Consider the following 17,816-nt stretch of genomic DNA (forward strand, 5'->3'; position numbering starts at 1 on the left):
TATAGTACTAAAGGAGGTGGACTAATTGTTAAATAAAAACTTTAATAACGCTTTTTACGGAAAGAAAATTTTAATTACAGGACATACTGGTTTTAAAGGTTCTTGGTTATCCCTATGGTTGAATCAATTAGGCGCTACTGTAATCGGATATTCATTGGATCCTAAAAATAAAAACGATAACTTTAATATTACCAACCTTCAAAATAATGTAATTGATATTCGCGGAGACATTAGGGATTTTGATAAATTAAATAAGGTTTTTACAGATTATAAACCTGAAATTGTATTCCATTTAGCTGCACAACCTCTCGTTAAATATTCATATGAAAAACCTAAAGAAACATACGAGGTAAATATTATAGGAACTATGAATATTTTAGAAGCAATTCGATTACATGAGTCAGCTAAAATAGGAATTATGGTGACAAGTGATAAGTGTTATGAAAATAAAGAATGGCCTTGGGGTTATCGTGAAAATGATCCTATGGGTGGTCATGACATATATAGCTCAAGCAAAGGATGCTGTGAACTTTTAATTTCGTCCTATCGGAACTCTTATTTTTCGGAAGAAAAATTTTCACAACACAAGAAAATAATTGCAAGCGTTCGAGCTGGAAATGTAATTGGCGGAGGCGATTGGTCAATAGATAGGATTATTCCCGATTGTATACGAGCACTAGAATCAAACAAAAAAATTTTCATTAGAAATCCTAATGCAATTAGACCCTGGCAACATGTACTAGAACCCTTAGGCGGATATTTACTTCTCACAGAAAAAATTATAGATAATGGCATCCTTTTTTCCGGAGCATGGAACTTCGGACCATCCCTAAACAATATTGTTCCAGTAGAAAAACTAGTGACTAGTATAATAGATACTTGGGGGTGTGGAGATTGGACAACAGAAAATTTAGGCCAAGTAAATTTTCATGAAGCAAATTTACTAAATCTTGACATTAGTAAAGCAAAATTCTCCCTTAATTGGCAACCAAAGTGGTCTCTACAACAGACTTTAGAAAATACAATAGAATGGTATAAAAATTATAATTCTTTTTCTAGCACAGAGATGATAAAGCTGTGTGTTAGCCAAATCGAACAATATGGCGATTTATAAAAATAATTTTTTTATAGTTATATATCCTACTATACCACCTAGACACATGCGGTTGTTTATTAATTAATAACAATATTATTTCTTGAATTATTCCAAATCAAGCATAAAAATTATATCAAAAAAAGGAATCACATATTCTGCTAGTGATTCCTTTTCTATGAGAGAATAATGTCTCGCTTTAACGATAATATAGCATATGTCATTGCAATATTATTTGTTCTAGTAATTTTAAAAATGTGCTTCTTTTAAATAATTTTGGTTTATATAAAGTATTATCAATTTCCGACTTCTCCCCCTCAAAAAATTAAAAATAAAAAATTATGATGGTTCTATATAAACATTATAGAATTTTGCCGAGATTTAGGAATATTTGTAGTTATTTTTGACCTTGTAGCTGTTCTACCATAGTTTTAGCTTGCGTATCAAGCCTCTGGGCAGCCTCACCAATACCAATAAATTCATGGACTGCTTGTTCTATACAAGAGTTACTTTCAATAACTGTCCTTTCTGATTGTAGAGTCCCTGTACTAATCTTTTGCACCTGCTTGGTAATATTCTCTACATTAAAATGTACATCTTTAGTTACGATTTTAACTTTATTTGCTAAATTACGAACTTCATTTGCAACAACATTAAAACCACTACCATAGACACCAGCATGTGCTGCCTGAATTCCAGCATTTAAGGCTAATAAATTAGTTTGCGTGGCAATTTCATTAATAGTTTTCACCATATCCCGAATAATATTAGTTTGAGCGCTAAGTTCTTGTAACAATTTCATATTGTCATTAGTTTGTTCAACAATTTGCTTAATGGCCGTGGCAACCATATGACTCCGCGTAATTCCTTCTTGCGCACGCTCTTTTAGATTCCCTTCCATTTCTTGTAATCCATGCGTTTTCTTGGCCGTTCCATTCTCACGTGCAGTAATATCTGTAGCAATTTTAATTACAGCTTGAATTTCTCCATTCTGATCTAAAACAGGAGTATACGTTGCTTCTAGCCATATAATTTCACCTTGCTTTGTAATTCTCTGTATTTTCCTTTGAAAAGAAATTCCATTTCAAAAATTTCTCCAAAAGGTATCATATTCTGGACTTTGGCTAAATTGTAATGTACAAAACTGTCGATGATGTATGTTTAGTAGTTCATCAGCTTTATAACTCATCGCATTTGCAAAATTTTGATTTGCTCATATAACCTTTCCGTAAGAATCAAATTCTATCCTAGCAAGTGAATGTTCTAAAGCAGCAAGTACCGCTCCTTGATTTAGCATTTGTGTACTAGGTGAGATAGTTTTAGAAATATAGTTAATTTTCATATATTTATTCTCCCATTTCAAATATTAATTGAATTCCATTGCATTTTCCATTTAAAATTCCTCTATTTTGTTATAATAATAATTAGAATTTTTGTCCTTATTTAAGTGGCGTATATCTAAGTTTGTATATAAATTAGGAGCAATAATAATCCTTTGACATAAAGAAAAAACACATATTTAACTGAATTGTATCATTTTTATCTTTAGCAATAATATACCTTTTTCGTAAGTCCTATATTCCCCTTCAGAAGAACGTACGCTCTTGATACAGAAGCCAATTTCGTTTAGACTATAGAACTTATAAAACTCACAAACTAAATTAAAAATCCAGACAAAATGAAAAGAGCACCCCAAAACTCAAGGTGCTCTTCTGTAAAATTATAAATGGGTATAACAGAATATAAAAAAAGACAACAAAAAGATAAAATGAACTTCCCCTGTCTTTAGGATATTATGTTCATCTCCCTTAAAATATTCATAGATGTAAAATGAAAAATGCACGAGCGTATGTTTTATTTTTTAGATTTAGATTTACATTTAATTCAAGATTCCACTTACTGTAAGAAATTGGTTTCAATCTTATAATTATAATAATTTGATTTTCCCATGCTAGATTAATTAATTTTGTAAATTTCTTTTATCGAGTATTTCATCCCTTACTATTGCACGCATAGAGCTTTGTCCATCCACATTATTTAAATTTCTTAATTGAATATATTTTGAAATAACCTAAAAAAATTTACAAGAGGTGATTATGATGACAGACGACCGTGTATTATGTCGTCTTTCACTTTATTTATTTTTTATATACTAAACGTCTCAATAAAATTTCTAATGGTCCATTAAGATTATTTTTTTCCATTATTAAAGCTAATATGACAGACAATATCCAAATACTTATTGCTATCAATGCAGCAAGAGTGTTACTTACATGCCCTCCTAAATTAAATGCTACTGGTGATAAAAATATAACAAGCAGTGCTTCATTTAAAACAAAAAATGTTAATGAGCGTTTTCCTAGAGCGATTAATGCAAGGCTAAAGTACCCTGGATTTTTCAATCTACTCCCTATTATCCCGAAACCTGTTGCATATGCTAACCCTCCAGCAATTCCAGTTAAAATATGGATTCCATTTATCATTCCAGCTGTAAATACACTTGGATACCATATAGTCCCTATAAAAGATAAAGGCAAAGCGCCTATTATAGAAATTGCTAATCCTATAGTTGTTATAAAATATAATTTTTTTAACTGTTGCTCTGGTTTTATTAATAACTTATATCTAGCAATCCACAAACCAAGAATTACAGAAGGAAGAATTGGGAACATAAAATGGATGAGTACAGGTATAATAGGAAAGAAAAGTAATCGTATCATTGTAGTACTAAGATACGTGTCTTTTGCCGAAACATCTGGTGAAAAATCATAATCGCCTATTGATTGCATATTAAATCCCCATATTATTGGGATGAAAATGGTATATAATATAGCGATAATCATAAACGTTCGAATTAATGTTTTCATTTTACACTTTAATAGTGGACAAACAAAAATACCCGCTAAACCATAGGCCATAAGAATATCTTGTCCTCCAATTAAGACCGCTAACACAATCCCAAACAGTATTAAATACAAAGAGCGTCTTCTTACTATTTTTAAAGCCTGATTTTCATTTTTCCCTTTTGATATTTGCCCTTCAAATGCTAGAACTAAACCGTAGCCTAATAATACGGCAAACATTGCTCTTGCACGGTTATCAATTATGAATATACCAAAAAGATTTACAATTTGATCAAAGAAACTACTGCTTTCCACTCTATGCATAATTCCAGGATCTGCAGCATACAAATACAGCGGTGCATGAGCAAGTACGATTAACAGCAACATAGTACCCCTTGCTAAATCTAATGAGATTGCACGCTTTTTCTCAATTGTTCCATTGTTTAATGAACTACTCATATTTTACTTCCTTCCTTAGCCTCAAATAAATATTCCAATCTTTCTTAAATTTTTGTTGAAAACTAATAAATAGTTGCTATAAAAATCAGAACAGATAAATAAAAAACGAACTATCTCTGCAAGCCCTATTCCGGATATTATATTCTAAGATTATTTCAATATGTTTTATTTTTAAAATACAAATGAAATCTTTCTATCCCCGGATATTTTTCTCCTAAACTTTTAACCTGAAAACCAATTCTCTTATAAAATTCAACTGCTTCATTGTCTGTCTCTGCTTCTACATAAGTCAACTGATGCATCGTTACTACTCCCTTTATCATTTTCAACGCAATTCCTTTATGACGATATTGTGGAGCGACTGCTATGTGGCATATTCTTGCTTTAGTTGCCCCAATTACTTCAATGCCTATACAAGCCTTTTCTTCATATTTATATAATGTCCCTTTATTACTTTTATAAAATAATACTGCTTTCTTTAAGCTTATTTCACTCGGACCGACTGCATACTGTAGTACATTTAGAATTGTATCACTTTCAATTTGTTCAACATGTTGTAAATTCATATCTCCATGCCTTTCTATGAAAAAAGATTAGCTCTTTATAAAAAGAGCTAATCTCATTACGCCGTTATTTTCTCTTCTTTTTTCACAACTACAGCTACATAACTATGAAGTATCATTCCGACAATTACAAGACTCATTCCAACCCACGATAAAGAAGACGGAATTGGAGCCGATAACCAGAGCAGCTCTCCTACTAATGCAAATAAAACTTCACCAGACTGTGTCGCCTCGACTGTTGCTAGTTTTTGCGGATCATCTTTTACAAGATCTGTCGCATAAAAGAATAATACTGTTGCAATTAAACCTGAACTAATCGCAACGATAAAACATTGGAAAACTTGACTACTTGACGGTAGTCCGCCTGTTGATACTTCATAACCAGATAGTAAAAACCAAAATGGTAAACTTGCTAATGTCATACCGAGAACTCGTTGGAAGACATCTAATTCGCCCTTACATACTTGCATCATTTTTCTATTTCCAAGTGGATATGCAAACGCAGCAATGAGTACAGGAACCACACATAAAATGGTTTCACGAATCCCTAAAGAAGAAGCGTGTTCTACTTGCATAAGAACAACACCGAATAAAATAATGCCTGACATTACTAATTCTTTCATTGGAAGTTTTTTATGTAATGGGTCTACCGCAAAAAATGGTGTTAACAAAATCCCTGCAATTATTGTAATTTGCCAAGTCGAAGCGACAAGCCACCCCGGTCCAAACGCACCCGCGAAACTAAGCGGTGCATAAAAGAGACCAAACCCTACAATACTCCATAACAACCACTCTTTCGGATTGTTTTTCATATATTGCAAGAGTTGTTTTAAATTCCCTCTATACATGACAATAAGTAGTAGCATTGGAACCATAAAGTAATACCGTAGTGATGCACTCCAAATCCAACTCCCGCCCCCTAAGTCCATCGACCGGTTTAACACAAAGGTAAAGGCAAAGAAAAACGATGCCAATATCCCTACAGCAATAGCTTTCATTTTAAAACCCCTTGTTTAGTTTCTTGTTATACTATACAACAAAATGAATATAATTAAAATTCGGAATCCTTATTATATATTTATTCTTTAAAGAAACAACACCATATATTCGTCATCACTATATACACCCTTCATCTTTAAAGCTCTCTTTTCAATTCCATAAGTTTTAAAGCCCATTGATCCGTATAATTTTTTTGCTGGTTCGTTTGTAGATACAACACCTAATGTCAATTGCTCTAGTTTTATATCTCGCGCTCTTTGAATGGCATTTGTTATTAACTCACGTGCCAATCCGTTCCGCCTGTTTTGTGCATCTACATACATCGCAACGATATGACCTTTATGTTTATACGCCTCCCTCTCTTCTGTTAGTAAAGTGACAACTCCAACCAAATGATTTTCTTCATTAAATGCACCAAATGTACAACTAGTAGTAGCTGTTAAATTACTTTCCACTCGCTTAATAGGATTTTCCTGGCGAATCGCCTCTTCATAAGTTGTTACAAATGCCTCTGGATTTACTTGTAAAGCTTGTAAACGTAAGTCCCAATATTTTTCCGCATCTTCTTTCGTAAGTAATCGAATCATTTCTCTATCCCCTTTAAGTTTACATAATATTTTTATAGACTATTTGATTGATATTCTTCTTTTAACATACTATAACGATAGCGATGAATGAATTTACCATGACGTAATCTATCATTTCTCATTATTCCTTCACAAACAAATCCTGCTTTTTCATAACTCTTTCTAGCTTGTAAATTATCTTCGTCTACTCGTAGCCAAATTTTTTCTAATTTGAATTCAGAAAAACCGATTTGTAACATACTGTATAGGGCCGCCATTCCATATCCTTTACCCAAATATTCTTTATTTCCAATTGCAATCCCTAGTTCAGCATTTTTATTTGTATTATCAAAGTTTTTTAGGTCTACCCATCCAATGTGTATACCTTCCTTTGTAACGATAGCTCGTTGTTCATAACCATTCTTTCGACTTATGCATGCTTCAATCCATCTTCTCGTATCGCCACGAGTGAACGGTGGATATTGATCTGGTACAACTAAATGTTTTGTTACTTCTGTATCTAATGACCATTGATATCGATCTTCTACATCGTCTTGTGTCAATTCTCTTAATTGAACGAATGGTACATTCATTTTGCTATCCCCTTTTCATTTCCCTATAGAAAATCCTTCGAACATTCTTCCTCCGTATTGATCTAGCGTGTTTTCTACAAAAGTAATTAATTCATTTTTCTCCTCTGTTTTATAAAAATGATCAAAAGCCGCTACAAAATGTTCTGCATATTGCTCGTCATACCTTCTTAACACCCTAATAAACCATTTTGAATTTCCAAGCCATTGACCATTTACTCTTAAAACATATTCATGTACTAAATCAGCTAATAAATTGGCAATGAACAATTCTTCTTCTCTCTTTGTTGCACCAATGAAGTCATCCAAAGTATCCGTAATAAAATAACGCTTCTGCTTCATCGTTTCTTCTGTCCATTTTTCAGGACCTTTATTTAATAAATCATTCGCTTCTCTTTTAAGTATATCTACAATTTCATCTTTTCCTTTTAGCACAATCCCTTCTGAAACTAATTGAGGTAATGAAGGTCTCCCACGCTCACAATCACTTTTAAAAAAGGTTTTATACGTTTCAAAATTATGTACGAATACTTCAACAGGCCAGCCATTACTATAGAAAGATTCTCTATAACAAGATGACAAACTTTGGTCGAATATTACAATATCAAGGTCAGATGTTTTTGTAGCCTCTCCTCTAGCAACACTTCCCCCTAGTAAAGCAACATCGCAATTCGAAAATTGTGATGTAATTATGCTTTGTGCCGCTTCCATTGGTTTCATAACCGTTCCCCTTTTCTTATTTCACTTTCTTTTTTTCAGCTCTTTCTCTCGCTTTTTTTATATACGGTTCTGCGTCTGGTGTTTTGCATGACGTTGCACCATGATCAACTTCTACTTTTCCAATTTCACGTGCAATTTCAATTGCTTGTTGCTCTAAAGCTTCATTTCGAATCCCTATCGCGATTAAAGCACTATTCATCGCTTCTTTTTTTCTATTTTTTTCATTATGTATATTTGCTTTAATTTCTTCTAGATACGGAGTGAAGAATTCATCATGTAACGTTTTATTTTTAATCGCTATATTTGCTAATAAAGACCAACCTGCTCTTCCAATCCATTCATCATCAGACTTCGTCCATTCTTCCATTCTTTCTATCGCGATTGGTGACGTACATATAGCTGTCATAAGAACGTCCATTAAACAATAGTAATCAACATCCTGAACCCATCTATTTAGTTGTTTTGACGTTAGTTTCTTCGGATCAAAAATCATCGTTGCTAAAGTCATTGCATCCATATTTTTCGTTTCCCATAATGAGATTGCTATATCATGATCCTTTTTTATCCTCTTTTTCAACAATTTTAAATTTGCAAAACTAACTCCAAATAACGGCTCTTTTGCCCCATGATTTTTAAAGACTTTACGGTTTTGTTCTGTTCCATATTCTTCTAGTTGCTGCATTACTTCTTCAAGTAACATAGATCCACCTCTTTTATATATTTTGTTGCCTTCACATATGTATGTACGATATATTCTACATTATTTTTTGGTTTTCCTATATTTATTTTTTAAATACGGTATGTGAAATTTTATAGATGTTCTTTAAAATAAAAAACATCCTCTTCCTTATTTTTCACACGGTTGTTCATTCACACTCTGTATACAATACTCCACAAGCGCATTCAACGGATTTATTATGTTCCTTCCTATTATATTTTCTACCCTTGTAGTAGCGTCTACCATAGATAATTGTGCAACTGAAAGCATTTCGTTTCTATCTTTCATAATTTCATATAAATACTTTTCTAATTTAACATCATGCTCTTCTTTACGCCCTTGCATAATTAACTCAAATATCCCTTCTATCACTTCTACTTTTACTTGTATGGATTTATTATTCTGCTGAGCGTATAGTCTTAAACGTTCCATCGTTCCTGAAACAGTACGGTTATTTGTAAATAGTATTGTCTGTGGCTCTTCAACCTGACAAATCATTTCAAAGAATGGCTCATCAATTTTCAATATAGGTATGTCTATTTTGAAATTCTCATCTAATAACGTGATATAATCTGTACAAGTTATTAAAAGTGTATCAACATCACTTTCAGCTATATACTTTATAATATCTTTTAAATTATTTCGTGCTTGTTCTCGTTCTATTTTTAGTCTGTGTGATAAGATTGGATCTACAAAATGGAGTATTTCTATTTCAAAAAATTGCAACGCTCGGTCAATGTATTCAATATTTGAATGATGAGCATGTAAACAAGCTAATTTTTTCATACTTATCCTCCCTTTCTAAAACAAAAAACGCGAATGAACCATTTTACATGCAGTTCCATTCATTTAATTCTTGTTTCATTTTTTCAAACCTGCAAAACAGTGAAATCTTACATACTTTTTAACAAACTTTTTTGCGCTTGTAAAAAAGTTTTTTTGCATTTCCCCCTCTAAAATTGCTAATATAGTAGAGTAGAACTTTTATAGAGAGTAGGAAAATTATGCACAATGGAATTCGGATGACAACTTTAGTGAAAAGGGCTCTGTTGATTTGCGCTGGGGTATTATTTACATACGAAGCTGCTTACGGATCAACACATATCGCTCTAGCAAGTACAGAGGATGAAGCGAAATCTGTTCAACTTGTAAGTGAAATTCAAACGTCCCTTGCTCCGAAAGAAGCTCCAAAGCACTATAACGGGCAAGTTAGAAAAGTCGCTTACTTAACATTTGACGATGGTCCTGGAAAATACACAGCTGAGCTTTTAGATATGTTAAAGAGTGAAAATGCAAAAGCAACATTCTTCCTAATTGGTTCAAACGTAAAAGCTTTCCCTGATCTTGTAAAACGTGAAGATGCTGAAGGCCACTATGTTGGGATGCACAGTATGACTCATAACTATAAGAAACTTTACACAGAAGGTCATTACGTTGATGAAATGAAAGAAGACCAAGGCTTAATCGCTGGCGTTCTAGGAAAATCTCCAGTATTAACTCGTCCATCTTACGGCTCAATGCCAGGGTTAAATGAAGCTCTTCGCAACAAAGTTGTAGAAAATGGTTTAAAAGTTTGGGACTGGACAATTGATTCATTAGACTGGAAATACAACAAAATGCAAGTAGACGCTGCATCTGCTAAAATCGTAGAAAACGTTCTACATGGTGCTACAAACCCAACAGAAGTTATTCTAATGCACGATATTCATCCACAATCAGTTAAAGCAGTACCTGGAATTATTAAAGGACTGAAAGAAAGAGGATATGAATTAGAAGCCTATAATGAGAACGAACACTTCCCATTAAACTTCTGGCATGATAATCGTATGTAATAAAAAGACTTGATTCCCTCTTGTAGGTTATCAAGTCTTTTTTTATCGTTTTGGGAATTTCCTTTGTTGCTCTTCAATAGAACGAATCATATTCTCTCTATCCTCTTGAGTTATACTGATAGAAAATTCGTACTCCTCTTCCTTACACCATTCGGGTTTAAGTTCCAGCGATAAGCGAATAACAAGGTGAAACTCCTCTTCTTTTTCTCCCATAAATTCAAACTCTAAATTTGGTTCCATGAAAGCTAGTTCGTTATATGTAGGGTTTGGTAATGCTTGAAACCATTTTATCATGTACTGTAAGTCGGCAGTTTGTAAAAAAGGATCCATCGTTTCAAAAACTTTATTTTCTTCTGATAGTTTCGCTTTTACTCTTAACCAATTTCTATCACACTCGTCTTTTGCATCTTTATATTGGTAATTTACAACCTCTAAATGTAATGATATTTTTTCATTTTGAAAATTCATGCATATCCCCCTTCTATCTCTGGATCTTTTGTTTTATAAATTTTTATTAATCCCGATACTTTAAATTATACTAGGTTATTTTAATCTTTTTTTAATACGGATAAATTGTTTGCATTTATTACCCTTTATACATAAAATAAATTTGATTTGCGATATAATCTGAACTAAAGTGAAGTCCATTCCTTATCCACCACATGATGATACCTACTAATGAAGCTGTTTTAATATCAACTGCAACATAATCGTCTGGTAAATCCTTTTTCGTATTCTCTCTTCTCGTTTCTATTAACTCTTTTAAAAATAAAAATAATTGCTCCTCAAATTGATTCATTTTAAATAATATAAATAAATAATTTCGATGGATATATAAATAATCAAGTAATTGTGTTAGCTTTTGTTTTTCTGATAAATCTTTTGCATGTATTAAATCAGCTATTTTATTTGAAAGTTCATTTGAAATCTCATTCGTGATTTGGTCTAGTACATCTTGAATATCTTGATAATGTAAGTAAAAGGTTGTTCGGTTTAATCCTGCTTTTGTTGCGACTTTCTGAACCGTTAAACTTGAAATACTAGGATTCTCACATAGGAGAGAAAAAACAGCATTTTTAAACATTTCTCTTGAACGAACTGTACGAGGATCTTCTTTTTTAGGTGTAGACATTTTGAAACTCCTTTATAGATTTTCTCTTTACTTACTCGACAGTGCATACCTTCTATGTCGAGTAGTGAACATTTTCAACAAAACTGTTCATGGTCAAAGAAAATTTATTTTGTTACCATTAATTTTATCGACACAGTGTTGATAAATCAAGAAAACAATGAAGGAGTTAACTGATGCAAAAGGAAATATCAGAAAGAAATAAAAAAATTATATTAATTGTGCTCATTTCCGGTTGTTTTTTATCAACATTAAATCAGACGCTATTAAATGTAGCGATGAGTAATTTAATGGGAGTATTTGATGTTACAGCTGCAACAGTGCAATGGCTATCGACAGGATTTATGCTCATAAATGGTGTTCTCGTGCCAATTACTGCATTTTTAATGAAACGATTTACAACTAGGCAGCTATTTATTAGCTCAATGCTCTCTTTGTTTATTGGGACTGTTTTGTGTGCATGCGCCATGAATTTTGGCACTCTGTTAACTGGAAGAATGATTCAAGCAGTTGGGGCAGGAATTATAATGCCGCTAATGATGACAGTTATTTTATATTTATACCCTAGTGAAAAGCGTGGCAGTATTATGGGAACCATCGGTTTTGCCATAATTTTTGCGCCAGCCATCGCTCCAACATTATCTGGCTTTATTATTGAATATGTATCATGGAGATGGTTATTTATTGGATTCGCTCCATTTGTATTAATCGTTATTATTCTCGCGCTAAAATATTTAATGAATGTTGCTGAGACAACAAAAGCAAAATTAGATATCGTAAGTGTCATTTTATCAACGATTGGCTTTGGTTGTATTATATTCGGATTTAGTAGTGCAGGAAGTAAAGGATGGGATCATCCAGTTGTCGTTACAATAATTATCATTGGTATAATCGTTACCTCTTTATTCTGTTTACGTCAAATAAAGTCTAACGATCCCTTATTAAATTTATCAGTATTTAAGTATAAAGTTTTCACTCTTACTTCAGTCATTAACGTACTCATTACGATGATTATGTATGTAGATTTAATTCTATTACCAATTTACTTGCAAAATGGACGAGGTTTTACTGCATTTGAATCAGGTTTACTTCTATTACCTGGAGCTGTGATTAATGCCTTCTTATCACCTATCACAGGGAAAATGTTTGATAAGTACGGAGCAAAACCACTATTCATTACAGGATTAATATGTATCATTATTTCGATGTCGGGTGTAATTGATTTGACCGAATCCACAACTTATATGTATTTAATGGTTCGTACCATTATTCTACGAATTGGATTAAGTTTCATTTCGATGCCTTTAAATACAGCAGGCTTAAATGCTTTACCAAGAGAACTGGGTTCACATGGTTCAGCAGTAAATAATACAATTCGCCAATTAGCAGGTGCTATTGGAACAGCAGTCATTATCACTGTGTATACAATTCAATCCACTTCACATACTTCACAGTTATCTAGTGAGAATGGAAGCATATCAGCTATGCAAGTAACGAAATTAGCTTCTATCTTCAGCTCAAGTGATGCCTACGTATTTATGTTAGTCTTATCCTTTGTAGCTTTGATTATTGCATGTTTTATGCCTAAAAAAGTAGCACTCCAAAAATCCGAAAGTAAATCTTAAAACAAAAAATCCCACTCGTTTTCTATACGAGTAGGATTTTTTATTATTTATTTCGTTTCCCCGTCTTCAGTCGTCTTCACTTTCGTTTTATCTTTATCACGATTGTTATAGTTATATTTAGAAGGTTCTACCGGTGTAAATCCTTCTGGTGTGTAGAATCGTAATAAGTCACCGTTAACAACTTGGTCGGAGTATTTTAGTGATTTTTGAACCATTTGCTCATTTTGTTTTATTTCATCTGTAAATTCTACAGGTTTCCCAGTCGCTGTATCATAGTATTTGCCGTTAAGTGCAGTAACTGTTGGGCTTACGTAGTTACCGTTACGGAACGGAACGACTTGTTTATGCTCTGGTGATAATAAATCTGATCCGAATTGGACATAATTTTTCGTATCTGTACCTAGTAAGTGTAATAACGTTGGAAGAACGTCAATTTCTCCGCCGTATTGATGTTGTACGCCGCCTTCCATTCCTGGTACGCGAATGATTAATGGTACACGTTGTAATTGAGCATTTTCAAATGCGTTCATTTCTTTACCCATTATTTGAGACATTGCTGCACTATGATTATCTGAAATACCGTAATGATCACCGTACATAACGATAATTGAGTTATCGTATAGACCAGATTGTTTCAAGTAATCAATGAATCCTTTTACAGATTCATCTAAATAGCGTGCTGTTTGGAAGTACGTATCTACTGATGAATCACCTGTTTTAGCTGGTTCAATCGTTGCTTCCGCTTTATCAATCGGATAAGGGAAATGGTTCGATAACGTAATGAACTTCGTATAGAACGGTTGCTTCAACGTTTGTAATAACGGAATTGATTCATTAAAGAACGGTTTATCTTTTAAGCCATAGTTTACTACATCTTTTTCGTTCATATCATAGTAAGACGCATCAAAGAATTTATTAAAACCAAATGATTTATAAATATCATCACGGTTCCAGAACGTTTTATAGTTACCGTGGAACACTGCTGATGTGTATCCTTGTTGACCTAAAATAGCTGGTGCTGATTGATACGTGTTATGAGCTTTATTTGTAAAAACAGATCCTTGTGGTAATCCAAACATTGAGTTCTCTAACATGAACTCCGCATCAGATGTTTTCCCCTGTCCTGTTTGATGGAAGAAGTTATCAAAGTATAACGTATTCGCATCTTTTGTAAATGAGTTTAAGAACGGTGTAACTTCTTGCCCATTTAATTTATAATCAATTAAAAAGTTTTGGAATGACTCTAAATGAATATAAATTACGTTCATTCCTTTTCCTTTACCGAAATACTCAGGATTTGGACTTGCATAAGTTGATGTAAGATAGTTTCTAACTTCTGTCATATTATCTCCATCCGCTAATGCTCGTTCTGTTGATGCTTTCGCACTTTGAATACCATCATAAATCGTAAAGTTGTACGCCCCTAAATATTTCACGATATAATTGCGGTCAAATGTTCTAGTTAATAACTCAGGACGGTCAGATTCTGCCAGACCTAAGTTAACGCTAAAGAATAAAATACCTGCTACAAATACTAGAGATAATTTATGCTTCGCAACACGAATTGGTTTAGGATTTACAAATTTCGTTGCTACTAAAACAATTAAAATGATTGTATCTAAGAAATATAGTGGATCATATAAGTGTAGCAATGCAAAAATACTACCACCTAAATCTCCAAAGTTATTCGTTTGTGTTAATGTCGGGAACGTAATAAAGTCGCTGAAAAAGCGATAATATACTACGTTTGCGTATAAAAGTATAGACATTAGCAAATTAATAATAATTAACCAAATGTAAGCTCGTTTCCCTTTTGCGAATAATGCGAGCCCTAAAAATAGAACTGCTGAGCTTAACGGGTTGAAAAACAGTAAGAACTTTTGGATTGTGTTCGATATCCCTAAATTAAATTCTGTCACATATGCGGCATATGTTTTTAACCAAAGTAAAATAACGGCAAATACGAAAAATCCAAAATGATTACTTAATACTCGTTTACTCTTCAATAAAAATTGTTGCATCTCTCCACCTCTTTTGATCATCCAAGGCTTATTTTATATAAGTCTGTCTCTCTATTCAATTTTTCTTCTTCAAATAGATTTTATTTGTTTAACTATATGAAGAATATTAGTAATTATAATTTGTAGCTTTTATTTATTCAACTATTTCTTTTTAAACATTTTGACCTTGGTTTCTATTTAACAAAATACATTTGTAACATTTCCTGTTTTCTCCCAGGGGCTCATCCACTAATTATGACTCCACAAACTATAATCCTTTATTTCCTCATTTGCAAACTAACCTATCTCCAATTTTGGTACATTCATGTAAACTACCCAATTTCATAAAATAAAAAATGTAGTTTGGGCAATTTGCTCAAACTACACTTCTTCGACTACCGTTTATCATCGTAGCTATTCCCTCTTCTTTTAACCAATTCTTTCAGTCCCATGAATATTACATTCCAACCATGCTCAGAGCCATCATGACACCCCTTTAAAGCTTTTTCAACATCATATTTTGTCCAATCTTCTTCATGAGCAACGATTATATTTTGTGAAAATATCATTTTAAATCCTTGTTGTTTCTCTTTTATTTCAACTGTGATTTTATCTAATAATTCACTAAACTGCAGCGTTTTTAATGTAAATACTAATTTTTTTAGGACGATTCATTTCGATATATTCCCCAATTGCTCGATGATTTTTTCCGCCACGATAATCAATAATTTCCCAACTCCCTCCTACTTCAGGAGTATTTCCCGTTACTTTATCCATCCCTTCCAATGTAAAAACCATTTCTTCATCATTTCAGGGTTTATTCACGCTTCAAAAATTTCTTACCATCGCTAATGTTATTTTTGAATAATTATTCATTTTAATCCTCCCCCACTTTATATTAAAACGAATATTTGTTTACTTAAAAAACCCCCGCTCTCATAAAAGAGAGCGGGGGTTTTAATCATTTATTATTGACCTTTGTACATTGCATCAACTTGTTTTTGAAGTTCTTGACTTTCTAAGAACTCATCATACGTTGCTACCTTATCAACTACACCGTTTGGCGTTACTTCGATAATACGGTTTGCAATTGTTTGTACGAACTGATGGTCATGAGAAGTGAATAGTAATGTTCCTTTAAATGTGATTAAACCGTTGTTTAATGCTGTAATAGACTCAAGGTCTAAATGGTTCGTCGGATCATCAAGTGTTAATACGTTTGCACCGCTTAACATCATTTTAGATAACATACAGCGAACTTTTTCTCCTCCAGATAAAACAGAAACGTTTTTCTTTACTTCTTCACCAGAGAATAGCATACGGCCTAAGAAACCACGTAAGAAACTTTCTGATTCATCTTGTGGAGAGAACTGACGTAACCAATCAATTAAAGTGTAATCACTGTTCTCGAAGTACTCAGAGTTATCTCTTGGGAAATGAGCTTGAGATGTTGTTACACCCCATTTGAATGAACCGCTATCTGGCTCCATTTCACCCATAAGAATTTTAAATAATGTTGTCATCGCAATATCGTTACGTCCGATAAATGCAACTTTATCACCTTTATTTAAAGTGAAGTTCACATTATCTAATATTTTTTCGCCATCAATCGTTTTCGAAATACCTTCAACTGTTAATAGGTCATTTCCTACTTCACGTTCTGGTGTGAAACCAACGAACGGATAACGACGTGATGATGGTCTAATATCATCTAATGTAATTTTATCTAACAATTTTTTACGAGAAGTTGCCTGTTTCGCTTTAGATGCATTTGAGCTAAAGCGTGCAATAAAGTTTTGTAACTCTTTTACTTTTTCTTCTTTTTTCTTGTTAGAATCTTGCGTTAGTTTTAATGCTAATTGGCTTGATTCATACCAGAAGTCATAGTTACCAACGTATAATTGAATTTTACCGAAATCAAGGTCAGCCATGTGCGTACATACTTTATTTAAGAAGTGACGGTCATGGGATACAACGATAACTGTATTTTCAAAGTTCATTAAGAAGTTTTCTAACCATTGAATCGCTTTTAAGTCCAAATGGTTGGTAGGCTCATCTAGTAATAGAATGTCAGGTTGACCGAATAAAGCTTGAGCAAGTAATACTTTTACTTTCTCTGCCCCTGTTAATTCAGACATCTTTTTATCATGAATATCTTCACCAATACCTAATCCTTTTAGAAGGATTGCAGCTTCTGACTCAGCTTCCCAACCGTTTAGCTCAGCGAACTCACCTTCAAGTTCTGCAGCACGCATGCCATCTTCATCACTAAAGTCTTCTTTCATGTAAATTGCATTTTTCTCTTGCATTACTTTATAAAGACGTGTGTGACCCATCATTACTGTTTCTAGTGCAGGGAACTCTTCATATTCGAAGTGATTCTGTTTTAATACTGCTAGACGCTCACCTGGCGTAATATGTATGTCACCTGTTGATTGGTCAATTTCTCCAGATAAAATCTTTAGAAATGTTGATTTACCAGCACCGTTTGCTCCAATTAAACCGTAGCAATTACCTGGCGTGAATTTTATGTTAACATCTTCAAATAATTTGCGATCTGCGAAACGCAAACTAACGTTACTTACTGTAATCATTTGTGTCCTCCTACTAATACCGCTTATTTCAGCGTTTTCTCACCGATTGTCTTAAAAAATCGCATATTACGACTCAATTATTGTA

The 17,816-nt window shown here is 33.1% G+C and carries 18 protein-coding genes and 2 pseudogenes; 3 read left to right on the forward strand and 17 right to left on the reverse strand.

Annotation, left to right across the window (positions count from 1 at the left end):
* Window positions 1-25 precede the first annotated feature (25 nt).
* Window positions 26-1,114, forward strand: coding sequence for a CDP-glucose 4,6-dehydratase (gene rfbG / locus JFU23_RS02335; RefSeq protein WP_201031251.1), 1,089 nt, complete (start codon window positions 26-28; stop codon window positions 1,112-1,114).
* A 376-nt stretch (window positions 1,115-1,490) separates the two neighbouring features.
* Here the strand turns inward: rfbG and JFU23_RS30410 are convergent, their stop codons facing one another.
* The 11 genes and pseudogenes from JFU23_RS30410 to JFU23_RS02380 all read right to left on the reverse strand — a co-directional run bounded on the left by JFU23_RS30410 (window position 1,491) and on the right by JFU23_RS02380 (window position 9,337).
* Window positions 1,491-1,994, reverse strand: a complete 504-nt coding sequence (locus tag JFU23_RS30410; RefSeq protein ID WP_242483475.1) for a methyl-accepting chemotaxis protein — start codon at window positions 1,992-1,994, stop codon at window positions 1,491-1,493.
* 45 nt (window positions 1,995-2,039) lie between these two features.
* Window positions 2,040-2,171: pseudogene (locus JFU23_RS30885) on the reverse strand (PAS domain-containing protein); the annotation flags it as partial.
* 135 nt (window positions 2,172-2,306) lie between these two features.
* Entirely contained in the window at window positions 2,307-2,435 is a 129-nt protein-coding gene (locus tag JFU23_RS30890; protein ID WP_274606693.1) for a hypothetical protein, read from the reverse strand.
* A 796-nt stretch (window positions 2,436-3,231) separates the two neighbouring features.
* Window positions 3,232-4,395 (reverse strand): DUF418 domain-containing protein, encoded by a 1,164-nt coding sequence (locus JFU23_RS02345; protein WP_201031252.1) that lies wholly within the window; start codon window positions 4,393-4,395, stop codon window positions 3,232-3,234.
* A gap of 155 nt (window positions 4,396-4,550) precedes the next feature.
* A complete protein-coding gene (locus JFU23_RS02350; RefSeq protein ID WP_137059548.1) occupies window positions 4,551-4,961 on the reverse strand; it encodes a GNAT family N-acetyltransferase in 411 nt (136 codons plus the stop codon).
* Between the two features lie 56 nt (window positions 4,962-5,017).
* Window positions 5,018-5,956 carry a DMT family transporter gene (locus JFU23_RS02355; protein ID WP_201031253.1) on the reverse strand — a complete coding sequence of 313 codons (939 nt, stop codon included), beginning with the start codon at window positions 5,954-5,956 and terminating at the stop codon, window positions 5,018-5,020.
* Window positions 5,957-6,043: 87 nt separating this feature from the next.
* Entirely contained in the window at window positions 6,044-6,544 is a 501-nt protein-coding gene (locus JFU23_RS02360) for a GNAT family N-acetyltransferase (protein ID WP_201031254.1), read from the reverse strand.
* Window positions 6,545-6,576: 32 nt separating this feature from the next.
* Complete coding sequence (locus tag JFU23_RS02365) at window positions 6,577-7,116, reverse strand: GNAT family N-acetyltransferase (protein ID WP_201031255.1); 540 nt, start codon at window positions 7,114-7,116, stop codon at window positions 6,577-6,579.
* Window positions 7,117-7,131: 15 nt separating this feature from the next.
* Complete coding sequence (locus JFU23_RS02370) at window positions 7,132-7,833, reverse strand: nucleotidyltransferase domain-containing protein (protein WP_201031256.1); 702 nt, start codon at window positions 7,831-7,833, stop codon at window positions 7,132-7,134.
* Between the two features lie 16 nt (window positions 7,834-7,849).
* Window positions 7,850-8,533 carry a DNA alkylation repair protein gene (locus tag JFU23_RS02375; RefSeq protein WP_201031257.1) on the reverse strand — a complete coding sequence of 228 codons (684 nt, stop codon included), beginning with the start codon at window positions 8,531-8,533 and terminating at the stop codon, window positions 7,850-7,852.
* 147 nt (window positions 8,534-8,680) lie between these two features.
* On the reverse strand, window positions 8,681-9,337 hold the full coding sequence (locus JFU23_RS02380; RefSeq protein WP_061674126.1) for a hypothetical protein: 657 nt from the start codon (window positions 9,335-9,337) through the stop codon (window positions 8,681-8,683).
* 218 nt (window positions 9,338-9,555) lie between these two features.
* On the opposite strand from JFU23_RS02380, the gene JFU23_RS02385 reads away from it, so the two are divergent.
* Window positions 9,556-10,383: a peptidoglycan-N-acetylglucosamine deacetylase gene (locus JFU23_RS02385; RefSeq protein ID WP_002127847.1), complete on the forward strand. Its 828-nt coding sequence runs from the start codon at window positions 9,556-9,558 to the stop codon at window positions 10,381-10,383.
* Window positions 10,384-10,425: 42 nt separating this feature from the next.
* Here JFU23_RS02385 and JFU23_RS02390 read toward each other — a convergent pair whose 3' ends face one another.
* Together JFU23_RS02390 and JFU23_RS02395 are read right to left on the reverse strand one after the other, a co-directional pair.
* Window positions 10,426-10,851, reverse strand: coding sequence for a WapI family immunity protein (locus JFU23_RS02390; protein WP_201031258.1), 426 nt, complete (start codon window positions 10,849-10,851; stop codon window positions 10,426-10,428).
* Between the two features lie 118 nt (window positions 10,852-10,969).
* Window positions 10,970-11,515 (reverse strand): TetR/AcrR family transcriptional regulator, encoded by a 546-nt coding sequence (locus JFU23_RS02395; RefSeq protein WP_201031259.1) that lies wholly within the window; start codon window positions 11,513-11,515, stop codon window positions 10,970-10,972.
* 173 nt (window positions 11,516-11,688) lie between these two features.
* On the opposite strand from JFU23_RS02395, the gene JFU23_RS02400 reads away from it, so the two are divergent.
* Entirely contained in the window at window positions 11,689-13,137 is a 1,449-nt protein-coding gene (locus JFU23_RS02400) for a DHA2 family efflux MFS transporter permease subunit (protein WP_201031260.1), read from the forward strand.
* Window positions 13,138-13,184: 47 nt separating this feature from the next.
* On the opposite strand, the gene ltaS is transcribed toward JFU23_RS02400, so the two are convergent.
* The 4 genes and pseudogenes from ltaS to JFU23_RS02420 form a co-directional block, all read right to left on the reverse strand.
* Window positions 13,185-15,158 carry a lipoteichoic acid synthase gene (gene ltaS, locus JFU23_RS02405; RefSeq protein ID WP_078206849.1) on the reverse strand — a complete coding sequence of 658 codons (1,974 nt, stop codon included), beginning with the start codon at window positions 15,156-15,158 and terminating at the stop codon, window positions 13,185-13,187.
* Between the two features lie 374 nt (window positions 15,159-15,532).
* Window positions 15,533-15,706 carry an ATPase gene (locus JFU23_RS02410; RefSeq protein ID WP_201031261.1) on the reverse strand — a complete coding sequence of 58 codons (174 nt, stop codon included), beginning with the start codon at window positions 15,704-15,706 and terminating at the stop codon, window positions 15,533-15,535.
* A gap of 55 nt (window positions 15,707-15,761) precedes the next feature.
* Window positions 15,762-15,946 (reverse strand): annotated as a pseudogene (locus JFU23_RS02415) (ATPase).
* A 159-nt stretch (window positions 15,947-16,105) separates the two neighbouring features.
* The gene (locus tag JFU23_RS02420) at window positions 16,106-17,731 is read right to left on the reverse strand and encodes an ABC-F family ATP-binding cassette domain-containing protein (protein ID WP_002032778.1); all 1,626 of its coding nucleotides are present in this window, start codon (window positions 17,729-17,731) and stop codon (window positions 16,106-16,108) included.
* Window positions 17,732-17,816 lie beyond the last annotated feature (85 nt).

It is taken from the genome of Bacillus sp. TH50 (assembly GCF_016650565.1).
GTDB lineage: Bacteria > Bacillota > Bacilli > Bacillales > Bacillaceae_G > Bacillus_A > Bacillus_A mycoides.

Excerpts from the sequence above, each read along its gene's own strand:
- JFU23_RS30410 (WP_242483475.1), bottom strand. The coding sequence starts at position 1,994 with ATGGAAGGGAATCTAAAAGAGCGTGCGCAAGAAGGAATTACGCGGAGT.
- JFU23_RS30890 (WP_274606693.1), bottom strand. The coding sequence starts at position 2,435 with ATGAAAATTAACTATATTTCTAAAACTATCTCACCTAGTACACAAATG.
- JFU23_RS02345 (WP_201031252.1), bottom strand. The coding sequence starts at position 4,395 with ATGAGTAGTTCATTAAACAATGGAACAATTGAGAAAAAGCGTGCAATC.
- JFU23_RS02350 (WP_137059548.1), bottom strand. The coding sequence starts at position 4,961 with ATGAATTTACAACATGTTGAACAAATTGAAAGTGATACAATTCTAAAT.
- JFU23_RS02355 (WP_201031253.1), bottom strand. The coding sequence starts at position 5,956 with ATGAAAGCTATTGCTGTAGGGATATTGGCATCGTTTTTCTTTGCCTTT.
- JFU23_RS02360 (WP_201031254.1), bottom strand. The coding sequence starts at position 6,544 with ATGATTCGATTACTTACGAAAGAAGATGCGGAAAAATATTGGGACTTA.
- JFU23_RS02365 (WP_201031255.1), bottom strand. The coding sequence starts at position 7,116 with ATGAATGTACCATTCGTTCAATTAAGAGAATTGACACAAGACGATGTA.
- JFU23_RS02370 (WP_201031256.1), bottom strand. The coding sequence starts at position 7,833 with ATGAAACCAATGGAAGCGGCACAAAGCATAATTACATCACAATTTTCG.
- JFU23_RS02375 (WP_201031257.1), bottom strand. The coding sequence starts at position 8,533 with ATGTTACTTGAAGAAGTAATGCAGCAACTAGAAGAATATGGAACAGAA.
- JFU23_RS02380 (WP_061674126.1), bottom strand. The coding sequence starts at position 9,337 with ATGAAAAAATTAGCTTGTTTACATGCTCATCATTCAAATATTGAATAC.
- JFU23_RS02385 (WP_002127847.1), top strand. The coding sequence starts at position 9,556 with ATGCACAATGGAATTCGGATGACAACTTTAGTGAAAAGGGCTCTGTTG.
- JFU23_RS02390 (WP_201031258.1), bottom strand. The coding sequence starts at position 10,851 with ATGAATTTTCAAAATGAAAAAATATCATTACATTTAGAGGTTGTAAAT.
- JFU23_RS02395 (WP_201031259.1), bottom strand. The coding sequence starts at position 11,515 with ATGTCTACACCTAAAAAAGAAGATCCTCGTACAGTTCGTTCAAGAGAA.
- JFU23_RS02400 (WP_201031260.1), top strand. The coding sequence starts at position 11,689 with ATGCAAAAGGAAATATCAGAAAGAAATAAAAAAATTATATTAATTGTG.
- ltaS (WP_078206849.1), bottom strand. The coding sequence starts at position 15,158 with ATGCAACAATTTTTATTGAAGAGTAAACGAGTATTAAGTAATCATTTT.
- JFU23_RS02410 (WP_201031261.1), bottom strand. The coding sequence starts at position 15,706 with ATGATATTTTCACAAAATATAATCGTTGCTCATGAAGAAGATTGGACA.
- JFU23_RS02420 (WP_002032778.1), bottom strand. The coding sequence starts at position 17,731 with ATGATTACAGTAAGTAACGTTAGTTTGCGTTTCGCAGATCGCAAATTA.